28 protein-coding genes are annotated in these 25,955 nt (G+C 66.6%); 22 read left to right on the forward strand and 6 right to left on the reverse strand.

Annotated features, from left to right (window positions below):
- Positions 1-1,701 (reverse strand): hypothetical protein (locus Q0925_RS02945; protein WP_349254381.1); only part of this gene is annotated, 1,701 nt, incomplete at its 3' end.
- A 53-nt stretch (positions 1,702-1,754) separates the two neighbouring features.
- Positions 1,755-2,291, reverse strand: coding sequence for a DUF7344 domain-containing protein (locus Q0925_RS02950; RefSeq protein ID WP_299331775.1), 537 nt, complete (start codon positions 2,289-2,291; stop codon positions 1,755-1,757).
- Between the two features lie 261 nt (positions 2,292-2,552).
- On the opposite strand from Q0925_RS02950, the gene Q0925_RS02955 reads away from it, so the two are divergent.
- The 10 genes from Q0925_RS02955 to Q0925_RS03000 all read left to right on the forward strand — a co-directional run bounded on the left by Q0925_RS02955 (position 2,553) and on the right by Q0925_RS03000 (position 14,565).
- A complete protein-coding gene (locus tag Q0925_RS02955) occupies positions 2,553-3,194 on the forward strand; it encodes a hypothetical protein (protein ID WP_299331776.1) in 642 nt (213 codons plus the stop codon).
- 188 nt (positions 3,195-3,382) lie between these two features.
- A complete protein-coding gene (locus tag Q0925_RS02960) occupies positions 3,383-4,021 on the forward strand; it encodes a hypothetical protein (RefSeq protein WP_299331777.1) in 639 nt (212 codons plus the stop codon).
- A 164-nt stretch (positions 4,022-4,185) separates the two neighbouring features.
- On the forward strand, positions 4,186-4,656 hold the full coding sequence (locus Q0925_RS02965) for a hypothetical protein (RefSeq protein WP_299331778.1): 471 nt from the start codon (positions 4,186-4,188) through the stop codon (positions 4,654-4,656).
- Between the two features lie 944 nt (positions 4,657-5,600).
- Positions 5,601-7,148: a CARDB domain-containing protein gene (locus Q0925_RS02970; protein WP_299331780.1), complete on the forward strand. Its 1,548-nt coding sequence runs from the start codon at positions 5,601-5,603 to the stop codon at positions 7,146-7,148.
- Positions 7,149-7,215: 67 nt separating this feature from the next.
- Positions 7,216-8,370 (forward strand): signal peptidase I, encoded by a 1,155-nt coding sequence (locus Q0925_RS02975; protein ID WP_299331782.1) that lies wholly within the window; start codon positions 7,216-7,218, stop codon positions 8,368-8,370.
- Between the two features lie 55 nt (positions 8,371-8,425).
- Positions 8,426-9,664: a DUF5305 domain-containing protein gene (locus tag Q0925_RS02980; RefSeq protein WP_299331784.1), complete on the forward strand. Its 1,239-nt coding sequence runs from the start codon at positions 8,426-8,428 to the stop codon at positions 9,662-9,664.
- Between the two features lie 50 nt (positions 9,665-9,714).
- Positions 9,715-11,505: an ATP-binding protein gene (locus tag Q0925_RS02985; protein WP_299331786.1), complete on the forward strand. Its 1,791-nt coding sequence runs from the start codon at positions 9,715-9,717 to the stop codon at positions 11,503-11,505.
- A gap of 59 nt (positions 11,506-11,564) precedes the next feature.
- Positions 11,565-12,620 (forward strand): M20/M25/M40 family metallo-hydrolase, encoded by a 1,056-nt coding sequence (locus Q0925_RS02990; RefSeq protein ID WP_299331838.1) that lies wholly within the window; start codon positions 11,565-11,567, stop codon positions 12,618-12,620.
- Between the two features lie 73 nt (positions 12,621-12,693).
- Positions 12,694-13,182, forward strand: coding sequence for a 50S ribosomal protein L11 (locus Q0925_RS02995; protein ID WP_299331789.1), 489 nt, complete (start codon positions 12,694-12,696; stop codon positions 13,180-13,182).
- 54 nt (positions 13,183-13,236) lie between these two features.
- Positions 13,237-14,565, forward strand: coding sequence for a DUF362 domain-containing protein (locus Q0925_RS03000; RefSeq protein WP_299331791.1), 1,329 nt, complete (start codon positions 13,237-13,239; stop codon positions 14,563-14,565).
- On the opposite strand, the gene Q0925_RS03005 is transcribed toward Q0925_RS03000, so the two are convergent.
- Positions 14,562-15,662, reverse strand: a complete 1,101-nt coding sequence (locus tag Q0925_RS03005; protein WP_299331839.1) for an NADH:flavin oxidoreductase/NADH oxidase — start codon at positions 15,660-15,662, stop codon at positions 14,562-14,564. The genes Q0925_RS03000 and Q0925_RS03005 overlap by 4 nt on opposite strands.
- A gap of 67 nt (positions 15,663-15,729) precedes the next feature.
- On the reverse strand, positions 15,730-16,419 hold the full coding sequence (locus Q0925_RS03010) for a TOBE domain-containing protein (protein WP_299331793.1): 690 nt from the start codon (positions 16,417-16,419) through the stop codon (positions 15,730-15,732).
- Between the two features lie 172 nt (positions 16,420-16,591).
- Between Q0925_RS03010 and Q0925_RS03015 the strand changes: the two genes are divergently transcribed.
- The 12 genes from Q0925_RS03015 to Q0925_RS03070 all read left to right on the forward strand — a co-directional run bounded on the left by Q0925_RS03015 (position 16,592) and on the right by Q0925_RS03070 (position 25,229).
- Complete coding sequence (locus Q0925_RS03015) at positions 16,592-17,521, forward strand: substrate-binding domain-containing protein (RefSeq protein WP_299331795.1); 930 nt, start codon at positions 16,592-16,594, stop codon at positions 17,519-17,521.
- 2 nt (positions 17,522-17,523) lie between these two features.
- Positions 17,524-18,240, forward strand: coding sequence for an ABC transporter permease (locus Q0925_RS03020; RefSeq protein WP_299331798.1), 717 nt, complete (start codon positions 17,524-17,526; stop codon positions 18,238-18,240).
- Complete coding sequence (locus Q0925_RS03025) at positions 18,240-19,004, forward strand: amino acid ABC transporter ATP-binding protein (RefSeq protein ID WP_299331800.1); 765 nt, start codon at positions 18,240-18,242, stop codon at positions 19,002-19,004. Before Q0925_RS03020 ends, Q0925_RS03025 begins: the two co-directional genes overlap by 1 nt.
- A gap of 125 nt (positions 19,005-19,129) precedes the next feature.
- The gene (locus Q0925_RS03030) at positions 19,130-19,768 is read left to right on the forward strand and encodes a 50S ribosomal protein L1 (protein WP_299331802.1); all 639 of its coding nucleotides are present in this window, start codon (positions 19,130-19,132) and stop codon (positions 19,766-19,768) included.
- Positions 19,765-20,835, forward strand: a complete 1,071-nt coding sequence (locus tag Q0925_RS03035) for a 50S ribosomal protein L10 (RefSeq protein ID WP_299331804.1) — start codon at positions 19,765-19,767, stop codon at positions 20,833-20,835. Before Q0925_RS03030 ends, Q0925_RS03035 begins: the two co-directional genes overlap by 4 nt.
- A gap of 18 nt (positions 20,836-20,853) precedes the next feature.
- Entirely contained in the window at positions 20,854-21,207 is a 354-nt protein-coding gene (gene rpl12p / locus Q0925_RS03040; protein WP_299331805.1) for a 50S ribosomal protein P1, read from the forward strand.
- Positions 21,208-21,319: 112 nt separating this feature from the next.
- Positions 21,320-22,531, forward strand: coding sequence for a tripartite tricarboxylate transporter permease (locus Q0925_RS03045; protein WP_299331807.1), 1,212 nt, complete (start codon positions 21,320-21,322; stop codon positions 22,529-22,531).
- A gap of 86 nt (positions 22,532-22,617) precedes the next feature.
- A complete protein-coding gene (locus Q0925_RS03050; protein ID WP_299331808.1) occupies positions 22,618-22,797 on the forward strand; it encodes an HVO_2753 family zinc finger protein in 180 nt (59 codons plus the stop codon).
- A 2-nt stretch (positions 22,798-22,799) separates the two neighbouring features.
- Positions 22,800-23,066: an elongation factor 1-beta gene (locus tag Q0925_RS03055; RefSeq protein ID WP_299331809.1), complete on the forward strand. Its 267-nt coding sequence runs from the start codon at positions 22,800-22,802 to the stop codon at positions 23,064-23,066.
- 63 nt (positions 23,067-23,129) lie between these two features.
- Positions 23,130-23,420, forward strand: coding sequence for a 50S ribosomal protein L21e (locus Q0925_RS03060; protein ID WP_299331811.1), 291 nt, complete (start codon positions 23,130-23,132; stop codon positions 23,418-23,420).
- 6 nt (positions 23,421-23,426) lie between these two features.
- Positions 23,427-23,783 (forward strand): RNA polymerase Rpb4 family protein, encoded by a 357-nt coding sequence (locus Q0925_RS03065; RefSeq protein ID WP_299331813.1) that lies wholly within the window; start codon positions 23,427-23,429, stop codon positions 23,781-23,783.
- A gap of 882 nt (positions 23,784-24,665) precedes the next feature.
- Complete coding sequence (locus tag Q0925_RS03070) at positions 24,666-25,229, forward strand: diadenylate cyclase (RefSeq protein ID WP_299331815.1); 564 nt, start codon at positions 24,666-24,668, stop codon at positions 25,227-25,229.
- Between the two features lie 152 nt (positions 25,230-25,381).
- Here the strand turns inward: Q0925_RS03070 and Q0925_RS03075 are convergent, their stop codons facing one another.
- The gene (locus tag Q0925_RS03075) at positions 25,382-25,651 is read right to left on the reverse strand and encodes a hypothetical protein (RefSeq protein WP_299331817.1); all 270 of its coding nucleotides are present in this window, start codon (positions 25,649-25,651) and stop codon (positions 25,382-25,384) included.
- 129 nt (positions 25,652-25,780) lie between these two features.
- Positions 25,781-25,948, reverse strand: coding sequence for a hypothetical protein (locus Q0925_RS03080; RefSeq protein ID WP_299331818.1), 168 nt, complete (start codon positions 25,946-25,948; stop codon positions 25,781-25,783).
- Positions 25,949-25,955 lie beyond the last annotated feature (7 nt).

The following is a 25,955-nucleotide window of genomic DNA, read 5'->3' on the forward strand; positions in this document are numbered from 1 at the left end:
GATCGTGCCGTCGTCACCGACACCGATCGGGCCGTCCGTTCTGACCGCACCGACGATATCCACATCCCTCAGTACCGGAATCGAGCCGTCGGCGTCGACATCTCCTTGGACGACCGTCCCCGATTCGATCCGGATGTCGCCGCCACCGGTGGTCGTCACGTCGCCGCCGATGTCCGATCGCTCGATACCATCGTCGTCCCCTGCGCCCCCGATGTCGCCGCTTGCGGTGACCGACCTGCCCACGGTGGCGTTTTTGACCGTCGGGACTCCCCCGTCGGCGTTGATTCTCCCGGCGACGGTCGAGTCGGTGATGCGAACGTCGCCACCGTCGGTCGTGGCCACGCTACCGCCGACGTCGGACCGCTCGATACCGGCGTCGTCGGCCGCGGTCCCGATGTCGCCTACCGCCGACACCGACCCGCCGATCACGGCGTCTTTCACCGACGGAACTGCGCCGTCGGCGTCGACATCGCCCGCGACGGTGCTTTCGGGGGCGATCCGGATATCGCCGCCATCAGTCGTTGTCACGTCACCGCCGATGTCGGCGTTTCTGACGCCGGTATCGTCGCCACCAGCACCTCCGATGTCGCCGCTCGCGGTGACCGATCCGCCCACCTCGGAGCTATCGATCCGGGGGATCGGCACGCCCGCATCGACGGTGCCACAGACCGCGCTGTTCTCGATCCGGAACGCCCCGTCGGCGCCGTTCTCGGTGAGGTCGCCGACGATGACCGCATCCGCGAGTTCGCCGACCCCCTCGGCCGTCACGTCGCCCGCAATCGCCGAGTCGGTCAGTTCGAGGGTGCGGCCGGTGTCGACATCGCCGACGACCGCGGCCCCGTCGGTCAGTGTGACGCCGCCCGGTATCGACGCCACGTCGTCGCCGTCCGTCTCGCCGATCCGTGCCGCGCCACTGAGGTCGAGGCTCCACGGATCGTCCGGCATCGCCTCGATATCATCCGCTTCCAAGCCGGGACCCAACACCTCGTCGGTTCCGAGGTCGATCCCCGAGATACCGTTGAGTTCGTCTCTGATCGCCGCCCGGGAGGTCGAAAAGCCGATATCGCCCTTGTCCGGGAGCGTGTCGTCGTCGAAGGCGAGGCGGTCACGGACCGGTGTCGCCGCCTCGGCGGTGACAGATGCCCCGACTGCTCCCTCGAACGGACAGGCGAGTGACAACGGCGCCTGCGGGCAGTCGTAGTCCAAGGTGATCGTTCTGTCCGACTCGGTCCGCACAGAGACGGACCCCCCCCCGGCGTCGACGCCGAACGAGAGGGCCGTCGTGTCCGTGCCCGAAAACCCCGCGACGGTGACCGTCGCCGTCACGTACTCGCCGACCGGAACGGTGCCGGACGCGAGGGTTAGCGTGGTCTCGTCCGTCTCGAACGTCGTCGTCCCGTCGGCCTCGCCCAACCGCGCGGAGAGGTCGTCGACCATGCCCGCGCCGGTGGAAAAGTCGACGGTCAACCGCTCGAGCGGTTGTGGCGTCCGGTTTCGGATCGTCACCTCGATGTCGTCGGCCTCGCAGTCGACCGACACCGCATCCTCAAACTCGATGGTCAGGTAGGCGTCGCCGTCACCGACGACGCTCGCGCCCACCTGTCGGGGCGCTTCCTGGGTCGTCACCGCACCAGAACCCAACAGTAGACTTCCGCCGACGGACGCTGTGCCGAGCAGCGACAACAGGGTCCGGCGCTTCACGTCGGTTCACCCCCATCCCGTTCGCGGGTGCCCTGTCCGGTAGCCTGCCCCCGTCATTTACCGACCTCCGGTGGTTGGCCGTCGCCACCCAGACGCATCCCCCGGTTGTAGTAGGTGTGGACAAGCGACAGCATCGCGATGGCGGTCACGGTGAAGATACCGGTGCCGACATCGGTCACCGACGTGAGCAACGGTAGCCCCAGCGCTTCTCCGAGCGTCACGCCGCCGGCAAGAACCCCGACCCCGAGATAGTAGAGGCTCCACGGCACGCCGCCCCCCTCGACGATCTCCAGGTAGACGTCGACATCGTTGGCCTCCTCCGTGAGTTCCACCTCGCCCGCCCGCTGGTCGAAGACCACCAGATCCAACTTCTCCATCTTCGGGAGATGGAACTGTTGGAGCGACGTGTAGACGTTCTTTCGTGCGTCCGCGTCGACGGCCGTGACATCGATCTCGTTCTCCCACGCGGCCACGTGCTCGGCGAGCGTCCCGAGCGCTGCCTTTGCCCCGTTTCGCCGTAGGTAGTGGATAACGAACCGCCGTCGACGGTTGCTCAGTACCTCGTAGACATCGTCCCGTGCTAGGCTCATTGGCCCGACGACTCCCCCGTAAGTCGCATCACGTTAATTCCGTAATACTGTGTGCCTAATAAGTAAACGGTAACAACGGGCTTTTCTATGTGGCTTAGACCGGCCTCAACAAGGTTTTGACACCCTGAAATGGGCCATTTACGCCGGTCAATCGGGCTTTGAACCGGGTCGCAGAGTCGTTGCACCGGTTCAATCGGCCTACAACAATGGGGATGGGGGTATATGGATAGAATGTGCTCCGAACGGGGGCACGAAGCAACCATGGAACGACGAAAGTTCATCGCGGCGGTGGGATCGGTCGCTGCTGGGGGGGCAGCGGCGGTCGGCACCGGCGCGTTCACGAACGTGGAAGCCAGCCGGGAAGTCGACGTCGAAGTGGCGGGCGACTCCCAGGCGTATCTCGCCCTCAGGGTGGCGGCGGACGACGGCACCCGTGGTGCGAACTCGGAGGCCTACGTCGACGACTCCGGGGACGAAGTCTCGTTCGACTTCAGCGGCTCCAACTCCAACGTCGACGGCAACGGGTTCAACCCGCGGGCGATCACGCGCATCAACAACATCCTCGAGGTGGCGAACCAGGGAACCCAGTCGGCGTTTCTCAGCGTCGACCTCGCCGGGCTGGACCTGTCGGACGGTTCGGGCAATCAGGCGTACGTGGCGCTCGAAGTTGCGGACGGGTTCGACGGGAGCGTCCTCAACGACAACGTTGCCTTCGACAGCGACACCCCTGGTTCGAACGTCGGCGGCGTCGTTCCGGACCCGACCGCCGACGGGCCGCACGAACTCGGCCAAGGCGACTCCGTCGTTCTCAACCTCGTCGTCGACACGACCGACTTCCAGAACAGCGACGTCTCCACCAGCGGAGATGTGACGTTCATCGCCGACCAGACCGACTCGCTCTGATGCTACGTAGCACGACCCGAAGCCACGCGACGCTCGCGACCGACGACACGCGCAGGAGCGATGTGACGAGGCCGATTCGGACGGCCCGTCCGGAGAATCGGTCGACACACAGCAGTCTGCCGTCACCCACTCGGAGCACGGCGGTTCGACTCCGCCGGTGGGTTTCGCCCGAAAGGGCAGGACTACCAATGCAACGACGAAAGTTCATTGCTGGGTTGGGATCGCTCGCCGCCGCCGGGGCGGCCACTATCGGTACGGGCGCGTTCACGAGTGTCGACGCGGACCGGTCGGTTGCTGTTGAGGTGGCATCCGACTCCGGTGCCTTCCTCGCACTCGAACGCGACACGAGGGGCGGTAACGCGACCGCAAACGCGAACGATTACGTTGATATCAACGGGGGCCAGGTCAGCCTCGACATCACCAACACCGACGCTCCCGGTAACGGGCAGGGGCTCAACGACAACGCGACGACGGTGATCGACGACATTCTCCAGATCACCAATCAGGGAACGCAGGCTGTCTACGTCGGGTACACGCACCCCGCCAGCCCTGCTCCCGGGAACTTCGCGCTCTTCCACGAGGATTCGGCTTTCGACGGCCAGGGGTCCCAGTACGACCCCGCCAGCGACAACTTCAACAACGGCGGCCAACTGAACATCGACACCGCTCAGGACGAGAACGGCGACGGCGAACCGGACCTCGTCCAGCTCGAGCCGGGTGAGACGCTGAAACACGTCGGTGTGTTCTTCTTCGGCGAACCCGACGCCACCGAGATTTCGGCCGATCCGGTGACGTTCACGGCCGTGGCGAGCTTCGACGACCTCTAAGCAGGACGTCGGATTTCACCCACGCTGGCACGCGGCGACTCCCATTTTTTGGGTCGCGGTGAGGCGGTTCGACTCCGCCGGTGGGTTTCGCCCTTGTGGGCGGCCGGACGATGAATCGACGACAGCTTGTCACTACGATGGGTGTATTGGGCGGTGGCGGCGCGGTGACCACCGGAACAGGAGCGTTCACGAGTGTAACGGCCGACCGGGACGTGTCGGTGGCAGTCGCGGACGACACGGACGCGTTTCTGCGCATCGAACAGGTGCCCGGCAGCCCGAACAGCCAGCAGCACGTCACACAGACCGACGGCGAGCTTGCCATCGACGTGTCCGGATCGGGCAACGGCGGCTCCGGCGTCAATATCGACGGCGTGACCGTGTTCCGGGACCTGTTTCAGGTCGGCAATCAGGGGACACAGGCGGTCGACGTCCAGGTGACGCCGTTGTCGCTCGTCGAGGCCAGCGGCGCGAACACGACGCTGGTCGTTCTCGTCGTGCCACAGACGGACTTCCCGAAGGTCAGAGTCGACACCGGAGAGACAGAACGATACGACATGGTCGTTGCGGCGACCGACGACGCGGTCGATGCCACCAAACTGAGCGATACGATCAGCGTCGTCGCGGAAGCGCCCTGACGTCACACCCGACATCACGCCACGGGACCCTCCGATCGGACCGGGACGGGACGGGACGGTCCGACCCGACAACGGTGGTGGACGGGCAGAGGGCGTGGCGGTGAACGAGTCGCCCGTGAACGGGTCTTCGGTTACTTTTGTGTCGCTTGCACGACCCGCGAAACGACGTTCTTCGACGGTCGCCCCGACGATTCCCGAGTTCTTTCTGCGGGTGAACCGGCCGGTGTGACGAGACGACCTTCCTCCGGCGCGATCCGACCCCGACCCACGACGGTCCGACTCGGACGGCGTGTCGCCCACGAGGCCCTGACCCATACACGAGGCGGACGCTTCGAGACGGGCTTTGCTGCAGTCGGAAGCTAGCGGCGCGACCCGATCCGGAACCGCACGGCACGAGCGACGGCTATGACCCGGCCTCGTTCGGTCGCGTGACCACGCCGCCTCACCCGCCGGTTTCGCCGGTCCACGCGGTTGCGAGCGCGTCGGTCCGGCCCGACCGACGGTGTACTGCCTTTTGAACCTGCTGTCGACGCGGTAGACGAGGGGTCGAGTTCGATCCGGTCGGGGTCGACCGTGTCGGTGTGGTGGACGCAAACGACCACACGGACACGTTCCGGATCGCTGACATCGGTGTCGCACTCGACGTTGAACGACGGTTACGGGGAATCGCCCCCGAACAGTCGGCCGATCCGGCCACGTCGTCACGGCGAGCGGAACGGCGATGCAGAGCGCCGGACCGACACCGCCTGGTCCGCCGTCGTCTCCGGTCGGTGGCGCGGTCACTGCCGATGAGCGGATCGGATTCGACCGACCGGACCGGCGGTCAGACACAAAGGCAACACGGGCGACCCGTCGGCGCATACCGGAGTTCGGCGATTATCAATTCGGGGAAAAGACCCCATACTAAAGTGATGCGCTTGCTTACGCCTGACTCTGACCGCTTAATGAACCGAGGCATCGTCCGTCTCGTGGTCGTCGTGGCGGCGTTGTCCGCCGCGACACTCGCCATCGGAACCGGTGGGTCCATCCTGTCGGGACCGACCGACCCCGTCTCCGAGGACGTGACCCTCTCCCCGGCGTCGGGGCCGAACGGCGACTACGCCTACCTCGCCGACGGCGAACTCGTTGTCGACCTCACGCCGGCCAATCCGACCCTCGACGGCGATGGGCCGAGCGACGACGGCGTCACGACGCTCGACGACGTGTTCGTGATCCACTACGGTGGCGACCGGTTCGCTCGGGTCTGGCTCACCCACGATTCGGAGTCGGTCGGTTTCCGGGCCGACGGCGACCCCATCCAGTCGGAGGCAAACGCCGTTTTCCTGCCGGCGAACGAGTCGGCGAGTGTCGGGCTACGGATCAACACCACCGGAACCACCGACGGGTTGGTCGAGGACATAACCGTTCACGCGAGGGTGGCCGATCCCGAAGACGTCGGCGGGACGTCCACCGCTGATCCGGACGCGGACTCTGACTCGAACTCGAACTCGAACTCGAACACAGGCGCGAACCCGGACAGGGCATCCGACGGCTCGGACGACGACGAGCGTTCGATCCGGTCGTTCTCGCCGAACGCCTCGACCCGGACGTTCATCGTGACGAACGCCCCACTCGGCGCGCCGGTTGCGCTGGACACGGACCGGCTCGTGCTCGACGGCACCGGGACGCGGACGCTCACGCTCGACGAACTGGTGGTGACGGGCGACGCCACCGCGATGTCCGTGGACCTCCGGGTGATCGACGAACCGGAAACGGTGGACGCCGGTCCCGGGGTCACCCCGCTCGGCGCGCTGGAATCGGACGACGACGGCGCAGTGACCGAGGCGACGTTCCGGTTCAGCGTCGCTCCGGGGTATCTGGACGACCACGGAACGACGTTCGACAGCCTCGTCGTCCGCCACACCGACGGGACGGAGTGGCGCACGCTCGACATCGCGGCGGGTGGCACGCGGGATGGCCGGACGGTGTTCGAGGTCGAGGCCCCCCGCTCCTCGGCGCTCGTCGTCGGCGCCCGCACTCCGGCGCTCCGCGTCGTTGAGGCCGGGATAGACCGGACGACCGCGGCCCCCGGCGAGTCGGCGTCGGTCACGGCGTCGGTGCGAAACGACGGCCGAGCGGCGGGGGAGCGAACGGTGTCTCTGACCGTCGATGGCGACCGTGTGGCGACCCGTACGGTCACGCTCTCCCCCGGCGAAACGGCGACGATCCGGTTCGACGTCTCCACGGACGCGCCGGGCCGGTACGTCGTCGGCGTGGACGGAACCGACGCGGGAACGCTCGTGGTCGAGGCCGGTCCGTCGACGGCGACGCCGGCCGACACCCCGGTGTCCACGGCCCGACCGACCGACGACACCACGCCACCGACACGGACCTCCGACCCGGTCGGCGAGGCCGGAGGGTTTCCGTTCCCGGTGATCGTCGGCCTCGTAGGCCTCCTTGTCGCGTTGTTCGTGGTGTTGCTGGTGGCCAGACGGCGCGACGGCGGCGACTGATCCCCGTGGGACCGACCGATGCCGGGGTGGTTTTTTGTCGATCGGGTGCCACAGTTCGATACGTCGAATGAGGGTACGGCGAACGCTCAAACTCGGGGGTGAGGTGCTCGCCATCGTTCTCGTCGCCGCACTCATCGCCGGCCAGATTCTCGGATATCCCGTGTTGCTTGGATTCGTCGAAACCGGGAGCATGGAACCGACACTCGACCCCGGCGACGGGTTCGTGGCGATTCCGGCTGCCATCGACGGCGATGTCGAAGAGGGCGACGTGGTCGTTTTCCGCGCCGAGCAGATCCAAGGTGGGGGGCTGACCACACACCGCGTCGTCGGGGAGACGGATCGGGGGTACGTTACCCGCGGCGACGCCAACCCCTTCACCGACCAGGACGGCGGCGAACCGCCGGTCAAGAACGCACAGATCGTCGCCAAGGCGTGGCAGGTCGGCGGCGGTGTCGTCGTTATTCCACACCTTGGAACCGCGCTGATCGGCGTCCAAACCGCCATCACCGACACCCAACGCGTGGTCGCGTCGGTGACCGGGAGTCGGGCGTTGCTCGGCACGCAGGGGCTGACGTATCTGTTGCTCGCGCTCTCGGTGGCGTTGTACATCTTCGATCTGTTCGCGAGCGACGGGGATCGCGACCGGTCGCGGTCGCGGGACCGCGACGAGGGTATTTCGATGCGGCTTATTATCGGCGGTCTGGCGGCGCTGGTGGTCGTCACCGCGACGGCGGCGATGGTCGCCCCTGCGGGAACCCAGGAGTTCGGTGTCGTGAGTGCGGAGTTCGACTCGGAGAACCCGACCGTGATCAGACAGGGCGAGTCCGGGTCGATCACCTATCGCGTCCCCAACGGCGGTCTGGTTCCGGTCGTCGTCTATCTCTCCCCGGAGAGCGAGGGGGTGACCACGGAACCGGAGCGGTTGTACGTCCCCGGCCAGTCGGCGGAGAACGCGACGCTCACATTTTCTGCTCCACCGGAAACGGGGTTCTATCGCCGATACGTCGGCGAATACCGGTATCTCGCGATCCTACCGGCGTCGGTGATCGACGCCTCATACCGCGTCCATCCGTGGCTCCCGATCCTCATCATCGACGCCGTTATGGGCATCCCGTTCTACGTTTTCGGCATGTTCCTCGTGGGGACCGGGCAACTTCGGTCCCGGTCCCGTGCCCGCGACAGTGTCTCGACGGTTCGCCGACTGCTGAACCGATACGGCTGACCGCGGGAGTGTGTTCCTCAAGATTCTTGTACCGGAATACGAAAAGTAGTATCACATGTCACGGGAGTGGGGGGTGCGCGGTCGGATACTGCTGGGGCGATGGTTCGCCGCCGTGTTGTTGCTCGCGGTGGTCGTGGCCACACTCGGGGGCTACGCCACCTACACCGCGTACGAGTCCCCCGGAACGACAACGGAACAGCGGCAGGTATCGTCGTGGGAGGCAACCGGGACATACGACGTGAGCGCGAGGGTGAGCGAACCGAACCCGTTGTACCCGGTCGACACCCAACTCGATGATCAACCGGCGTACTTCCTGTCGATAAGCCCGGTCGCCAGAGGGACGTTCGGGTTCGGGTATCAGGCGACCAACGGCGGAGATGTCGACGTGACGATCCAGCAGACGCTCGTCCTCCGGTCTGTCGATACACAACAGACCGAGAACGGCGAGATGACCGTCGAGTACTGGCGGCTCACGGAACCGCTCGGTACCGAACGAGCGGCGGGTGTCAGTTCCGGTGAATCGGTCGAACGCTCCTTCGAGCGAAACATCAGCGCGACGGCCGATCGGATGTCGACCGTCTCCGCGCAACTCGGCGGGACACCCGGCACGACGGAGATGCTCATCGTCTCGACCGTCGAGTTTCAAGGGACGGTCAACGGCAAGGAGGTCGACCGGACGACCACCTACCGTCTACCCATCGAGGTCGGTTCGACGACATACCGGCCTGGCTCGGTCGCCGGCGAGAATCCCGACGGATCGACGACCGAACTGGTCACCAGACAACGGACGTACGGCCCGCTCTACCGGATCGGCGGGCCTGTGGCGTTGTTGATCGGGCTGGTTGGCGTGGGTGCACTCGCCTACGGCCGGTACGACGGCCGCTTTGCCGTCTCCGAGGCCGAACGGGCGGCGCTCGAGTTCGAGTCGACCCGCGAGGAGTTCGACGACTGGATCACGACCGCCCGTCTCCCGGAGGCCATCCGTGCCCGCCCCCGCGTTGAGGTCGAGTCGCTCGACGGACTGGTCGACACCGCCATCGACGTCGACGCTCGGGTGTTCGAGACACCGGAGCGAGACGCCTTCTACGTCGCCGACGACGGACTGTTGTACGCGTACGAACCCCCGACGGCGGGGTTGGACGGGATGCTCGGAGGCGATGCCGATTCGGATACCGAGACCGATCCGGATGCAGACGGCAACGGCGGAGACGACGCGGCCGACGGCGGGCGTTCTCCGGAGATAAATCTAGACCCCGACGCGGGCCCGGACGTGGACACAGACGACGACTCCTGACAGCGGACGGGGGCGAAAGGGGTTTGGTCCTTACCTCCGTGGTAGTGGATATGTCCGACCTCGGCGATTTCACGGAGATGTCGGCCGACGATCCCGACGACGACGGTGACGGCGATTCGTCGGGCGCCTCGACAGTCGACGACTTCGAGACCTACGACGTCTCGCCGGCGGGGAGCGACCGTGGCCTCGGCTCAATCTCCGTCTCGAAAGGGCTCCGGGTCGCCGAGGACGGCGACGACACGGCGCTCAAGGCCTTCGTGACCAGCGACAACCGGGAGTCGGTCCGCCTCGGCAAGTACGTGATCGTCCCCTACCCGGACGACGAGACGTTGTTCTGCCGGATCACCGCCTTGGAGTACGCCCAGGAGTTCGAAGCCGACGACGCGACCGAGATTCACGCCCGCCGTGCGATGCGCCGGGACGACTTTGCGGAACGGGACTACAAGTTCGTCGCGACGCTTGATCCCGTGGCCGTTCTTTTCACCGAGGGCGACGAGTTGAAACGGCGGCTGACCGACCGCGTTCCGAAACCCGGATCGGTCGTCAGCGAGGCGACCGACGCGAGTCAGATCAAGACGGGACTGGCCATCCCGGCCGAAGGGGTCTTTCTCGGTCACCTCTCGGTCGGCGGCGAGACGGTGCGAACGGCGGCGACGCCGCCGACGATCGGCTACCGGTTGAAAGACGACTACGCCGACGGCGACCCACTCGTCTTCCGCCACACCCTCATTGCCGGTGGGACGGGGTCGGGGAAAACCCACGCCTCGAAGAACGTTCTTCGGCAGTATCTCGACTCCGCGTACGCGATGGACGACGGGCGGGAGGCCAAAACGGCCGTCGTCCAGTTCGACCCGCAGGACGAGTACGCCCAGATGCACGATGACAACCCCGAGTTGGACGACGCGGCCCGGCGGCGCCTCAACCGGCAGGGGATCACCCACGGCGGCCACGACGACACCGTTGCCCTCGTGCCGGAGATCGGCGGAGCGTCCTACGGCGGCGGGACCCACCGCGCCGAGCAGGTTCCGTTCACTGTTCCGTTCCGAATGGTCGAGCGGCGGCCGTGGCTCGTCGCCGGCGCCAGCCTCAACGACAACCAGTATCAGGCGCTCGACTACCTTCTCTCCCAGTTTTTCGACGACTACGGCGACAACGCCACGTACGACGCGTTCACCACCTACCTCGACGACCCGACGCTCCGGGAGGAACTCGACGAGTCGGGGCGGGTCCACGAGGCGACGTTCGACGCCGTGCGCCGGCGGGCACTCGGTAGTGCCTTCTCCCGGGTGTTCGACCGCGACGCCCGGCCGGTGACCGACCTGGTCCACGAACTCGTCCGTCCCGGCGGGCTGACGGTCGTTCCCACGTACCACGTCACCGACACCCGGGCCACGGAGTTGGTGGTGCTCGCCGTCGCCAGCCTGCTCGTCGACGAGAAACTGTCGAACGACCCGGACCACGACCGGATCAAGGAGACGCCACTCGTGGTCGGGATGGACGAGGCACACAACTTTCTGACCGACGCCGAGAGCGTTCAAGCCCGGAAGGTGATCGGAAAGTTCACCGAGGCGGCAAAGCAGGGCCGCAAGGAGCGACTCGGCCTCTTTCTCATCACGCAGGATCCACAGGATATCGCCGACTCGGTGTTCAAGCAGGTGAACACGAAACTGGTGCTCAACCTGGGCGACGAAAACGCCATCAGCAGCGTGAACATCCCGCCGAAACTGGAGGACAAGGTGCCGTACATGGAAAAAGGGCAGATGGTGGTGTACTCGCCGGACAACTCCGAGCCGGTCGAGTTGACGGGGCTGTCGACCTGCGTGACCCGACACGGGGAGTAAGCGGTCGGGGGCCGAACCGCTACGGTTTTGCCCTCGTCGCCATACATACTCATATGTCACTGGAACCGGAGCGCCGGGCCTTTCTCGACCGACTGCTGGAGACACCGAGTCCATCGGGGTTCGAAACCCGGGGACAACGCGTCTGGCTCGACTACGTCGAGCCGTTCGCCGACGAGGTGTGGACGGACGACTACGGCAACGCGGTTGCCGCCTACGAGGGCGGCGAGACGGAACTCGCTCTCGCCGGTCACGCCGACGAAATCGGGTTTATGATCCGCCGGATCGACGACGACGGCTTTCTCCGCATCGGCGCCATCGGCGGCGCGGATCGGACGGTCTCGAAGGGACAACACGTGACCGTCCACGCCGACGATGCGGTCGCCGGTGTCGTCGGCCAGACCGCGATCCACCTGCGCGACACCGGGGAGGAGAGTTACGACGACATCGGCGACCAGTACGTCGATATCGGCGCGACCGATCGCGAGGAGGCAGAATCGCTGGTGTCGGTCGGTGACCCGGTGACGTTCTCGACAACGGTCGAGAGCCTCCACGGGTCGCGGTTGGCGGCCCGCGGGATGGACAACCGGATCGGCGTCTGGGCCGCCGCCGAGGGGTTGCGCCGCGCGGTCGAGGCCGGCGTCGACGCCACCGTCTACGCCGTCAGCACGATCCAGGAGGAGGTCGGACTGCAGGGGGCGCGGATGGTGGGGACCGACCTCGCGCCCGACGCCGCGGTGGCGGTGGACGTGACCCACGCGACCGACTCGCCGGGCGTGCCGGGCAAGCGCCGGGGGCCGGTCGAACTCGGCGGCGGCCCAGTCATCTCGCGGGGGAGCGCCAACCACCCGACGCTCGTCGCGCTGGCACAGTCTGCTGCCGAGGACGCCGGCGTCGACGTGCAGGCCCAGGCCTCGGGGAGTCGCACCGGCACCGACGCCGACGCCTTCTACACGTCGAGCGGCGGGACGCCGGCGCTGAACATCGGTCTCCCGAACCGCTACATGCACACGCCGGTTGAGGTGATCGACGAGACGGACCTCCGCGATTTGGCGGCGTTGCTCGGGCGGTTGGCGGACCGAGCGGGCGGTGTCGACTCCTTTGCCGTCGACGTGTGACCGCCCATGTGCCCGGAACACACCCGTGAGCCGAAAGAAAACCGTTAAAAGTCGGCCACGGGTTTGGTTCGGTATGGCTGGAACTATCGAGGTACTCGTCCCCGGCGGCGAGGCGACCCCCGGACCACCGCTTGGCCCGGAACTCGGCCCGACGCCGGTCGACGTGCAGGCCGTCGTGGCCGAAATCAACGACGAGACCGACGCGTTCGACGGCATGGAAGTGCCCGTCACCGTTGAGTACGACGACGACGGCTCCTTCGACATCGAGGTCGGTGTCCCGCCGACGGCCGAACTCATCAAAGACGAGGCCGGATTCGAGACGGGAAGCGGCGAACCCAAGGAGACGTTCGTTGCCGACCTCACCGTCGACCAGGTGCAGAAAATCGCCGAGCAGAAACGGTCCGACCTGCTCGCGTACGACCTGAAAAACGCCGCGAAGGAGGTCGTCGGTACCTGTGTGTCGCTGGGCGTCACCATCGAGGGCAACGACCCCCGGCAGTTCAAAGACCGGATCGACGACGGCGAGTACGACGACCAGTTCGCCGACGAAGCGGCGGCGTAGGCCGAGCGACGCGGACCGCGGGGTTCTTTTTCCCTTCGCCGCTAGCGGGGAAGCATGACTGACTCGCCCGTCGTTCCCGAGAACACCATCCGTGCAACGGTCGGGGACAAGACGCTTCCGCGCATGGGTGTCATCGAACAGCGGTGGGACACCGACCCGATCCCGACCGATGAGGTCGAACGCCGGGCCGCGGCGGCGACCGAGGGGTTGGACCTCTCGGTCGCGCCGGATGGTGGTGAGGTCGCTATCGGCGTCGGCAGTCGCGGCATCGCCAATCTCGATGCCATCGTCCGTGGCGTCGTCGCCGGCGTCCGCGAACGCGGGTACGACCCGTTCGTCTTCCCGGCGATGGGGAGTCACGGCGGTGCGACCGCCGAGGGACAACGCGAGAAACTGCACACCCTCGGTGTCACGGAGACGCGCGTCGGCTGTGACATCCGCGCGACGATGGCCGTGGAGACGGTGGGCGAGACGCCCGACCGCGGCGTACCCGTGTTCGCCGACGCCAACGCCGTGGCGGCCGACGCCATCGTGATGGTCAACCGGATCAAACCCCACACGGATTTCAGCGGCGAGGTCGAGAGCGGCCTCTCGAAGATGCTTGTCATCGGTATGGGGAAACAGAAGGGGGCGAAGATGGCTCACGACTGGGCGGTCGACTGGAGCCTGCGGAACATGCTCCCCGAGATCACGAGCCAGTTGCTGGAGAACCTCCCGGTCGCCGGCGGGGTCGCCATCATCGAGGACGAACACGACGACACGATGCTTCTCGAAGGGGTTCCGGCCTCGGCGTTTCTCGACCGCGAACGGGAACTACTCGAGACCGCATACGACCGGATGCCGAAACTCCCCTTCGACGACCTCGACGTGTTGATCATCGACCGGATCGGCAAAGACGTGAGCGGGCAGGGGATGGACACGAACGTCACCGGGCGGCGACATTTCACGATCAACGAACCCGAACCGGAGTCACCGGCGATCAAGCGGATCTACCTCCGAGGGTTCACCGACCGGACACACGGCAACGCGATGGGGATGGGGCAGGCCGACCTCGTCCACGAAACCGTTTTCGAGGAACTGGAGCCGTCGAAGACGCTGATCAACGCCATCACCGCGAGCACCGTCCGAGGCGTCCGCCTGCCACCTGTCGTCGAGAACGACCGTGCGGGACTGCTCGGCGTTCTCGGGACCATCGGCCCGGTCGACGGACCGGACGCCCGCGTTCTGCGGGTAACCGACACGATGCGCTTGGAACGGTGTTACGCCTCCGAGCCGTTGCTCGAGGCCGCGCGTGACCGCGACGACCTGCGCGTGGTTGAGGCGGCCGAGAGCCTCACCTTCGACGACGACGGGGAGTTCGCCGCACGGTCGCCCGACCATTAAAACGCGCGGTCGTACTGGGTCGGAACCTCGATCCCGTCGGCGTCGAGGCGGTTGAGCGCCTGCGCGGCGTGGAGCGCGAAGTACGGGTCACGGAGGTGTTCGCGCCCGACGATGGCGAGATCACCCCGTCCGTTGCGGATCAGGGCGTCGGCCTGTTCCGGCGTCGTGATGCCGCCGACCGTGCCGACGGCGATGTCCGCCGCCGAGTCCTGTCGCACCCGCCGGGCGTACCGTTCCTGATAGCCCGGTCCGGTCGACGGGATCCGCTGGTCGGGGTGGATCCCGCCCGCGCTCACGTCGATCAGGTCGACGCCGAGGGGCGCAAGATCATCGGTCAGGCGGACGGAGTCGCCGACGGTCCAGGACTCCCGGTCCGGGAGCCAGTCGGTCGCGGAGATCCGCACCGATAAAGGGTCGTCGTCCGGCCACTCCTCGCGGACGGCACTCGTCACCTCGCGGAGGACCCGGGTCCGGTTCTCGAAGCCGCCGCCGTAGGCGTCGGTCCGCTGGTTGGTCACCGGCGAGAGAAACTCGTGGAGAAGGTAGCCGTGGGCGGCGTGAATCTCGGCCACCCGAAAGCCGGCCTCGCGGGCGCGAACGGCGGCGTCCCGGAAGGCGTCGGTCACATCATCGATGTCGTCGGTCGTCATCGCCCGGGTCGCCGTTCCACCGTCGTCGTACGGCCACGGACGGTCGCTCGGGGCCATCGCCTCCCAGCCCTCCTCGCCGGTGAGGGGATCACCACCCTCCCACGGTCGGGTCTTTGACGCCTTCCGGCCGGCGTGGGCGAGTTGGATGCCGGGAACGCTCCCTCGGTCGCTGATCGTGGACGTGATCTCGGCGAGGGCGTCGACGTGGTCGTCGCTCCAGATTCCGAGGTCGTGAGGCGTGATCCGGCCGCGGGCCTCGACGGCCGTCGCCTCGGTCATGACGAGGCCGGCCCCGCCGACGGCCCGGCTGACGAGGTGCGTGTGATGCCAGTCCGTCGCGAGGCCGTCGCGGCCCTCACAGGAGTACTGACACATCGGCGACACCATGACGCGGTTCGGAATCTCGGTACCACGCAGTTCGAGCGGTGTGAACAGGTCGGCTGACACGTCTCCGCTTTCGATGTCCCGCTCGATACACCCACCGAAACCGGCGGGGCGTTCGGGTTTCGTCCCGTCAGTCGGTTCGGACGCCACGGGTGGCCGTCGCCTTGAACGACGCGACGACCGGCGTCCCCCGGTGGAGGTTCAGTTTCTCGACGCTGGCCGCGGTGACCAGCGCCGACAGCGACACGTCGCCGCCGACGTCGACGGTGACCAGTGCGACCGACTCGCCGGCGTCGACGGTAAGCACCGTCCCACGGACGCGGTTTCGCGCGCTCGTCCGATCCCCATCCGGCGACTCCGAGGGCGATTGTAGCGTCACCGCGTCGGCTCGGAGGGTGAGACGGACGGCCTCGCCGCCCTCGGGGACTAGTGCCCGGACCGTGCCGGCCGTTGTCTCGACGGTCGCGAGTTCGCCCTCGCGGTCGACGACCCGTCCCGACAGGGCCGTCTCGGCCGTCTCGACGACACCGCTGAACTCCGCGCGCAGGCGGTCGTACCGCGAGAGAAGACGCTCGGCCCGGTCGGTCAGGCGACTGCCGCCGCCGCCGGCCCCGCCCCGCGTCCGTTCGACCAGTTCGCCGAACGCCTCCTCCAGTTCGACGATCCGTTGTTGGGCCCGCGAGTACGACCGACCGAGCGCCGTCGCCGCGGCGTTGATCGACCCGTGGTCGTCGACAGTCCGAAGCAGTTCGACGTCGCGTTCAGCGAGTGTCACGTCGCCCCGCCCGAGACGGGCGTCGAACTCGGTCGAGAACTCCATGGCGGCGGTACCACACGAGCGGTCAAAGGCGTTGCCGTGCAGGGAGTCTGGCGACCGAGAAACGGTGATATAACCCAATATAGTTTCGTCGCTCGCCGGTGAGTCGATCACGGACCCATCACCGGTTACGCAACCGAAAGAAATTTTACTCTCCCCATGTCTCGTTGTTTCTATGCCGATACAACGACGTCAGTTCGTCGCGGCGCTTGGCGGTGGGATCGTCGCGGGACTCGCCGGTTGTTCCGGCGGCAGCGGAGGAGGCCAGAGCGAGAACGTCGGCGTGCAAGGCGAGACGCTGACGCTGACGACGACGACGAGTACGCACGACACGGGACTGCTCAACGAGATTCACGGCGACTTCGAGGAGATGTACGGTGTGACCGTCGACGCGGTGGCCCAAGGGACCGGCGCGGCACTGGAGTCGGCCCGCAACGGCGACTCCGACGTGGTGATGGTCCACGCCCGCGGGTTGGAAGACGAGTTCCTGCGCAACGGCTACGGCGTCAACCGCCGGGACCTGATGTTCAACGATTTCGTGATCGTCGGCCCGGAGAACGATCCGGCCGGGATTCAGGGCGCAGGTTCGGCGACAAAGGCGTTGAACGCGATCGCCGAGTCGGGGGCGACGTTTGTCTCCCGCGGTGACAACTCCGGCACCCACACGAAGGAACTGAACCTCTGGGAGGTGGCGGGCACCGACCCCGGGGGCGACTGGTACCAGGAGACCGGAACTGGGATGGGCGAGGCATTGAACATCGCTACCCAACAGGGTGCGTACACACTCTCGGACCGCGGGACCTTTATCTCCCAGCGCTCGGAGATCGACCTCACGATTCTGGTGCAGGGACCGATCGAGGGCGGGCCGGAGGTCCTCTCGAACCCGTACGGGATCATGGCGGTCAACCCCGGTGTCCACGAGGACACGAACTACGACCTCGCGATGGCCTATATCGGCTGGATCACCAGCCCCGGCGCACAGGATGCCATCGCGGGGTACGAGATGAACGGCGAGCAACTGTTTTTCCCGGAAGCGGTTTCGGAGAACCCCGACTTCCAGCAGTACGTTCCGGAAGGTTGGAGTGGTGACTCCGCCGACGGGTAACCGTGCCGTTCGAAGCGATCGGTCACTTGCTGCCCGCGCTCGTGGATTCCCCCTTCCGTCAGGGGTACGTCCGGAGCATCATCTTCGTCTCGCTGTACGTCAGCGTCATCGCCGTCACGCTCAGTACGCTGTTCAGCATCCCGGTGGCTATCGTCATGGGCTTTTCAGATTTCCCGGGCAGGCAGTTCGTGAAGTCGGTGATCAACACGGGGATGGGCTTTCCGAGCGTCGTCGTCGGCCTCCTCGTCCTCTTTGCCGTCTCGAACCAAGGACCGCTCGGCCCCCTCGATCTGGTCTTCACCAAGGAGGCGATGATCATGTCCCAGTTCGTCCTCGCGACGCCACCGATCACGGCGATCAGCCTCGCGGCGATCACCGGCGTGAGCGAGAACGTCCGCGACGCGGCCCAGGTTCTCGGCGGAACGCGCCTCGACGTGGCCCTCGTCGTCATCAAGGAAGCCCGGTACGGCATCGCCACCGCGATCCTCGCGGGGTTCGGCCGCGCCATCAGCGAGGTCGGATCGGTGCTGATCGTCGGGGGGAACATCACCAGTTCGGACGGTATCTCCCAAACCCGGACGCTGACGACCGCGATCCAACTGGAAGCCCGGCAGGGCCGGTACGACACCGCGATGGTGCTCGGCGCGGTCCTCGTGGTGCTCGTGTTGACGGTCAACGCCATCGTCGTTCGACTCGGCGACGAGGGGACGATGCGCTGATGGTCCGACTGTCCAACGTCTCCCACGCGTACGGCGACGAGAGGATCGTCGGGGACCTCTCGCTGTCAATCGACCCCGGGGAGGTCGTCGCCATCATCGGTCCCTCGGGCGTCGGCAAGACGACGATTCTGCGCATCCTCGCGCTGTTCATCGAACCCGACGCCGGAACCGTCGAACTCGACGGCCGGGACGCGTGGGACCTCTCCGAGGACGACCGCCTCGCCCTCCGTCGGCGCATCGGCATGGTGTTTCAGGACGCGAGCCTGTTCGACGCCACGGTCGAACGGAACGTCGAGTACGGACTGCGGGTGCGACAGTCCTGGCGCGACCGACTCCGGGACGAACTGCGGTCGTTCGTGGGGTCGAACGGCACCCCCGAGGCGGTCACGGAGGCGCTGGACCTCGTCGGACTGGACGACAAACTCCACCAGGAGGCGCGGTCGCTCTCGGGCGGCGAGGCCCAGCGGGCGTCGTTCGCGCGGGCCGTCGCCTACGACCCCGAGTACCTCCTCCTTGACGAACCGACCTCCGACCTCGACCCGCGGAACACCGACCTCATCGAGGACGCGGTCCTCGAAGCCCGGGACCGCGGCATCGGTGTCGGCGTCGCCACCCACGACATGCACCAGGCCGAACGCATCGCCGACCGGGTCGCCGTTCTCCTCGGAACAGGTATCGCGGAGGTGGGTCGGGCAGAACGGGTGTTCGAGAACCCGGTGGACGAACGGACCGCGAAGTTCGTCTCCGGGGAGTTGGTGTACTGACACCGCGGATCCTGCTGTCGACGCTTCGACGGGTTTAAGTCTGCCATCCCCGTCGGTTTCGGTGAGACAGGCCCACACCTGTTTCACTGACCCGTAGGAGCGAAAGCGTACTACGGAGGTGAACGATGGTAGATACAATAGAGGAAGCAGTCTCTCGCGCACTCGACGACGCGCCGCCGCGGAACTTCCGCGAGACGGTCGACCTCGCCGTGAATCTGCGCGACTTGGATCTCAACGACCCGTCGAATCGCGTCGACGAGAGCGTCGTCCTGCCGGCCGGAACCGGCCAGGAGACGCAGATCGTCGTCTTTGCAACCGGTGAGACAGCCCTGCGTGCCGAAGAGGTCGCCGACGAGGTTCTCGACTCGGACAGTCTCGAAGACCTCGGTGACGACGACGACGCGGCCAAGGACCTCGCCGACGACACCGACTTCTTCGTCGCCGAGGCGGCGCTGATGCAGGACATCGGCCGCTACCTCGGGACCGTCCTCGGGCCGCGCGGCAAGATGCCGACGCCGCTCCAGCCCGACGACGACGTCGTCGAGACGATCGAACGGATGAAAAACACCGTTCAGCTCCGGAGCCGCGACCGGCGCACGTTCCACACGCGCGTCGGCGCACAGGACATGTCCGCCGAGGACATCGCCGACAACGTGGACGTGATCACCCGTCGACTCGAGGCGGCCCTCGAGAAGGGACCGCTCAACATCGACTCGATGTACCTCAAGACCACGATGGGACCCTCGGTGGAGGTGCCGGCATGAGCGAGAGCGAGTCGGTCCGTCGGACGGAGACCATCCCGCAGTGGAAGCGGGAGGAGGTCGACGAACTCGTCGACTTCATCGACTCGTATGCGAGCGTCGGTATCGTCGGTGTCGCCGGCATCCCGAGCCGACAGCTACAGAACATGCGCCGCGACCTCCACGGGAGTGCCGCCGTGCGGATGAGTCGAAACACGCTCGTCCACCGCGCACTCGATGCGGTCGGCGAGGGCCACGGCCAACTCGCCGAGTTCGTCTCCGGGCAGGTCGCACTCATCGGCACCAACGACAATCCTTTCGGCCTCTTCCAGCAACTGGAAGCGTCGAAGACGCCCGCACCGATCAACGCGGGCGAGGTCGCTCCCAACGATATCGTGATCCCCGAGGGCGACACGGGAGTCGACCCCGGACCGTTCGTTGGCGAACTCCAACAGGTGGGCGCGGAAGCCCGTATCATGGACGGGTCGATCCAGGTGACCGCCGACTCGATGGTGCTCGAAGCCGGCGAGGAGGTCAGCACCGAACTCGCGAACGTTCTGGCGGAACTCGGCATCGAACCGAAGGAGGTCGGCCTCGACCTTCGCTCGGTCTACTCCGAGGGTGTGCTGTTCGCCCCCGAGGAACTCGCCATCGACGTCGACGAGTACCGCGACGACATCGCCTCGGCCGCGGCCGCCGGGCGCAATCTCTCGGTCAACGCCGCATATCCGACCGCTCGCACCGCGGGCACGCTGCTCGCGAAGGCGGCGGGACAGTCCAAGGCACTCGGCGTTTTCGCCGCCATCGAGGATCCGGACGTGCTACCGGATCTCGTGGCCAAAGCGGACGGTCAGGTCCGTTCCATCGCGGCCCGGATCGACGACGACGAGGCGCTTCCCGAGGAACTGCGCGGGGCTGACGCGCCCGCGGCGACGGCGGAGGAACCGGGCGACGAGGAGGAGACAAACGAATCCGAATCCGAATCCGACTCAGAGAGCGACGGCGACGGCGATTCGGACGCCGACGCCGATACGGACGACGACGACGACGACGGCGGCGCCGGCGAGGGTCTTGGCGCCATGTTCGGCTAACCACGGAGACACACCACAATGGAATACGTTTACGCAGCACTCATCCTGAACGAGACGGGCGAAGAGATCAACGAAGACAACGTGACCGCGGTGCTTGAAGCCGCCGGCGTCGACGTGGAGGAGTCCCGCGTCAAAGCGCTGGTCGCGGCCCTCGAAGACGTCGACATCGAGGAAGCCATCGACACGGCCGCCGCAGCGCCCGCTGCGGGCGGTGCGGCCGGCGGTGCGGCCGAGACAACCGACGCCGACGCCGCCGACGACGACGATGACGAGGACGCCGGCGACGACGCCGACGACGAGGAACCGGACGCGGCCGAGGACGACGACGACGACGAGGCCAGCGGCGAGGGCCTCGGCGAACTCTTCGGCTGATCCGGCCACGGGCCACACCACGCAGAACGCGGCGATCCGGCTTTTTTGACGACCTCACCGGCGAGCGCCGCAGCCGAGGGTTCAAATGCGGTCGGGCGGCAACCCGTTCTCGATGCTACCGACCGCTGGCCCGACGACGCTTTGCTACGCCGTGGCTGGCATCGGTCTCGGCACGCTCAGCGGGTTGACACCCGGCCTCCACGCGAACAACTTCGCGTTGCTACTGGCGTCGGTTGTCCCCGCTCTTCCCGGTCCATCGGTAGCGCTCGGTGCCGCGATGCTCGCCGCCGGCATCGTCCATACCTTTCTCGACGTCGTTCCGGCGCTCGCGCTGGGCGTTCCGGACCCAGCGACGGCGGCCGTGACGCTACCGGGTCACCGACTCGTTCTCGACGGTCGGGGGCGCGAGGCGCTCCGGCTCTCCGCGCTCGGGAGTGGCCTCGCCGCCGTCGCGGCCCTGCCGGTCGCCGCCGTTCTGACCGGTGCGGTCGAGGCGATATATCCGACGCTACGTCGACACTTCCCCCTCCTGCTGGCCGCGGTGGCCGTTGTTCTTGTCGCCACCGAACCGACGTGGCGGCGACGCCTCGCCGCCGTCGGGACACTCCTTGTCGCGGCCGGCCTCGGATGGCTGGTTCTCGATCTCGATCCGTCCGGGCCGGTCGCCGCTGGGGGTGTGCTCGCACCGTTGTTTGCCGGCCTGTTCGGTGCGCCGGTGCTCGTCGAGGCACTCGACGGTGAGGGTGTCCCGCCGCAGGCGGATCCATCGGTGACGCTTGACCCGCGGACGGTGGTCGGAACGGCGGGTGCCGGCACGGGTGCGGGAGCGCTGGTCGGCTACCTTCCGGGCGTCTCCGCGGCCGTCGGGACGGTGCTCGTCCTGCCCGCAGTCCCCGGTCGGTCGGGCGCACGGGGTTTTCTCGTCGCCTCCAGCGGGGCCAGCACGGCAAACACCGTTTTCGCCCTGTTCGCTCTCGTCGCACTCGGGACACCCCGGACCGGCGTGATGGTGGCGATGGACCGAGCGGGTGTCCCGCACGCGACAGGGGTACTGGTGGGAACGGCGTGTCTCGCTGCCGCGGTCGGGTTCGTTCTCGTCGTTTCCGTCGGCGACGCATACCTCCGGACCATCGGCCGACTCGACTACACCCGGGTGTCGCTCGCGACGGGGTGTGTCCTCGTCGTTCTCGCCTATCTCTTCGCCGGTGGTGTCGGTCTCGCGGTGTTTGCGCTCGCGGCGCTTGTGGGACTGGTTCCACCCGCTCTCGGCGTGCGACGGGTCCACCTGATGGCCGTTCTCGGTCCGGCCGTCGTTCTCGCGTAACCGGCGGGACGGGCCCAAACACGCCGACGTTCGTCGGTGCGAGTCGAAAGACAATGATTAAACCCCACGAGTGGGTTGATCCGTGTATGAGTCAGACCGAAGGGAAACAGGAGCATCAGTGTGTCTCCTGTGGCATCAACATCTCCGGGATGAGCGCCGCGTCGTTCAAATGCCCGGACTGTGGCCATCGGATCTACCGCTGTGCGAAATGCCGTAAGCAGAGCAACCTGTATGAGTGTCCCGACTGTGGGTTTCGGGGGCCATAACGATGGGCAAGGTCGCTGCCAAAATGAAGGTCATGCCCGGCAGCCCGGACGTCGACCTTGACGACCTACAAGAACGCTTGGAGGCGTCGCTTCCCGAAGGCGCGAAGATCAACGGGTTCGAGCGAGACGAGGTGGCCTTTGGACTGGTCGCACTCCTGCCGACGGTGATCGTTCCAGACGACGCCGGCGGGACCGAGGCCGTCGAGGAGGCGTTCGGCGGGGTCGACGGTGTCGAAAGCGTCGCCGTCGAGAACGTCGGCCGCATCTGAGCGATACGGCCGGGCCGTAACGCACCATTTATAACCACCACGACAGTACCCTTCTCTACACCAATGCCGAGTTCAAACGGGCCGCTGCAGGGGACGCGGGGAAAACTCTCGAACGATCCGCGGGACCGCGGTGCGTCTCCGCCACAGCGAGCGATCCAGGAGTATGATGTCGGTCAGAAAGTCCACCTCACGCTCGACCCGAGCGTCACCGAAGGCCGGTTCCACCCCCGGTTCAACGGGCACACCGGGACCGTCGTCGGAATGCAGGGCAACGCGTTCAAAATCGAGATCAACGATGGCGGAAAGGAAAAGACGATCATCGCGCGCCCGGCCCACCTCAAGGCGCAACAGTAACACGCGATGAGTATCTTCAAAGAGCAGACCGGCGAAGAGTTCGTCACCGTCTCCGAGGTGAAGGCGCTCCTTGCCGAGGTGGAGGCGGAGCGTGCGGCGGACCCCGACCGTGAGATGCGCTATGAACTCGCGCGGGCGGTCGAACACGCCAACAGGTTCGCCGTTCTCGACGCCGAGGAGTCACGCGAGATGGTCGAGCAGTTGCTCGAACTCGATCAGGTCGATGAGGCTGCGGCGTTCAAAATCGTCGACCTGCTCCCGCAGGACCGCGACGAACTTCGGTCGGTGTTCGCACACGGCCGCTACTCGCTCGACGGCGACGAACTCGACGAAATCCTAAACGTCATCGCACAGTACGTGTGACGCTGCCGTGTCCTGTCGGCGTCCATATCACCGGTAAAACGTCTTCTCGCACGTGTCTCATCCATTCCGCCGGCGGTTTCCGAGGTTCCCGTGTCGGGTTTGCCGACGCCTCCGTATCGCACGGCACCCGCTGCTCGCTGCTCGCTGCTTGCTGTTCGATTCCGATCTCCGGTGCGACGGTTTGCACCCAGCCCCGCCGGTTTCTCCACGACAACGAGGCGCTCGCGATGCTTTCCGCCGTGTCCCGTCGGAGTGAACGGTTCGTCGACCGTCGCACCGAGTCTCTTGTCGGTGACCGGTTCGGTCGGATAACCGCCGAACCCCATCTCGACGCCGGGGTCCGGACCGGCGACAACGGGTGCGGCGCACGTCGGACTCACGAACGTCGACCACGTCAAAGCGAATCCGGACCGTCGTCACCGGTCACCGCGGCCGTGCACACTCGCCTGCCGCCTCGATTCGATCCTCGGTGACCCCCGACGGTCCCGTTGACGCACGTGACGGGAACAGTCTGCCGAACCCGCCGCCCGCCCCGACCGCCGCCGGAGGCGGTCGGCGCGTCGGTGATGATGGGTCGACCCACTGGGGCCGTCCGCGCGTTCGAGTTATGATTGACACCACCGCCGACCACGCGCCGACCGCCTGCTTGGTTCGGGCCGGACGTCTCTCGGTATGACGGTTCGGTTTCGCGCCTCCGTGGGTAGACCGGGGGCTACCCTGCTGTCCGTCGACACGTGCCTACGGCGAGACGATGACGCCTGCACCCGTTGTGATCGGCCGGGTCAACCGGTCGACGACCGTTCACCCGGTTAATCACGACAGCGTTCTCACCGTGAGAGCCGGTGTGACTATGTGTTCACGTCCCGTCTCCGGACACATTGAATGGGTGACTCCACCAACGGGTCCGACATGGCGGCGCTGCAGCCGAACACCGACGGCACGGGTGCTGAGACAGCTCTTGACCGGATCAAGCGGTGTGTCGCGGCGGTCAGCGTCGAGTTCGACCGATGGGACGACCCGCTCGCCCGCGGCCCGGGGCTGTACTTTGTCGTCGAACGCGGTCCGTCGGCCGAGTTCGTAGCGCCGATGGGGACGAACCGCTGGCCGGTTGAGAACTGTGAGAGTGTCCTCGCAGGGTGGGCGGCGTTTCTTCGAGCCGCGCGGTCGGTGGCGTTTACATGTGACGGCGCGGCCATCGTTCGCGCCGACGGCACCGTTCGAGAAACGATGGTCCGGGTTGAGCAACTCCCCGCGGCCGACCACCACCGGGTCGACGACCTGCAGTACGCCGACTGGATGGGTGCCCGCCACATGAGCGCCTTGGAGACATCGACACGCCGTGGGGTGACCGCTGCCGTCACGCTCAGTGAGGAGGATGGCCGGGTAACGGTGTTTGCCGACGGCACGTTCGAGAACGTTCCGACGGAACCTATCGAAGCTGAGTGACTCCCGCCGTCACCGTCGCAGCGACCCGTTGCGTTCGTCCGTATCGGTGTAGAACCCAGACACGGGACCGACAGCAGGATGATTCCCGGCGTGTGACCGGGGGAGCCCCCGATCAGGTCTCGCGGTCCGGTGTTCGCCGGATGGCGTCGCGTTCAGCCGCCGGCACGCATCGCCTTGCGGGCGAACCGTTCGACCAGAGCGTCGAGACCTTCGGGGTCGCCCTCGAAGACGAGGTCGACCTGCGTCAACGATACCGACGGTCCGACGGAGACCGTTTGTTCCGAGAGCGTCGCCGCCCACTCCTCGGCCTCAACCCGGTCGTCGTCGACACGGTCGGCGCCCAGAGTCTCTAGGTACTGGATCGCGAGCCGGCGGGAGATGCCACGGAAGGACCGCTTCTGTGTTACCCACTCGCTGCTCACGGTCGCCTCTCCGTCCGCGTTGTCGTTGTGTGATTCATGCCGTGACGTATGCGGTCCGGTTTCAAAAACCGTGCGCCACCGTGCGGCGGCGTCGCCAAACCGATCGGTCACCCCCACCGCCACGTCTCGCTACAGGAGAAGCGTTGCACCGAGGCCAAGCAGAAGAACGGTTCCGATGGCTCCCCCGACGAACAGCCCGGTATCTCTGTCTCCCGTCCCGAACGTGACAAACAGGAGTCCAATAACCGCTACGGCGATGGCGATGATCGCATAGATCGTATTGAGTATTCCGGCCATGCAAATT

The organism is Haloplanus sp., assembly GCF_028275055.1.
Lineage (GTDB): Archaea > Halobacteriota > Halobacteria > Halobacteriales > Haloferacaceae > Haloplanus.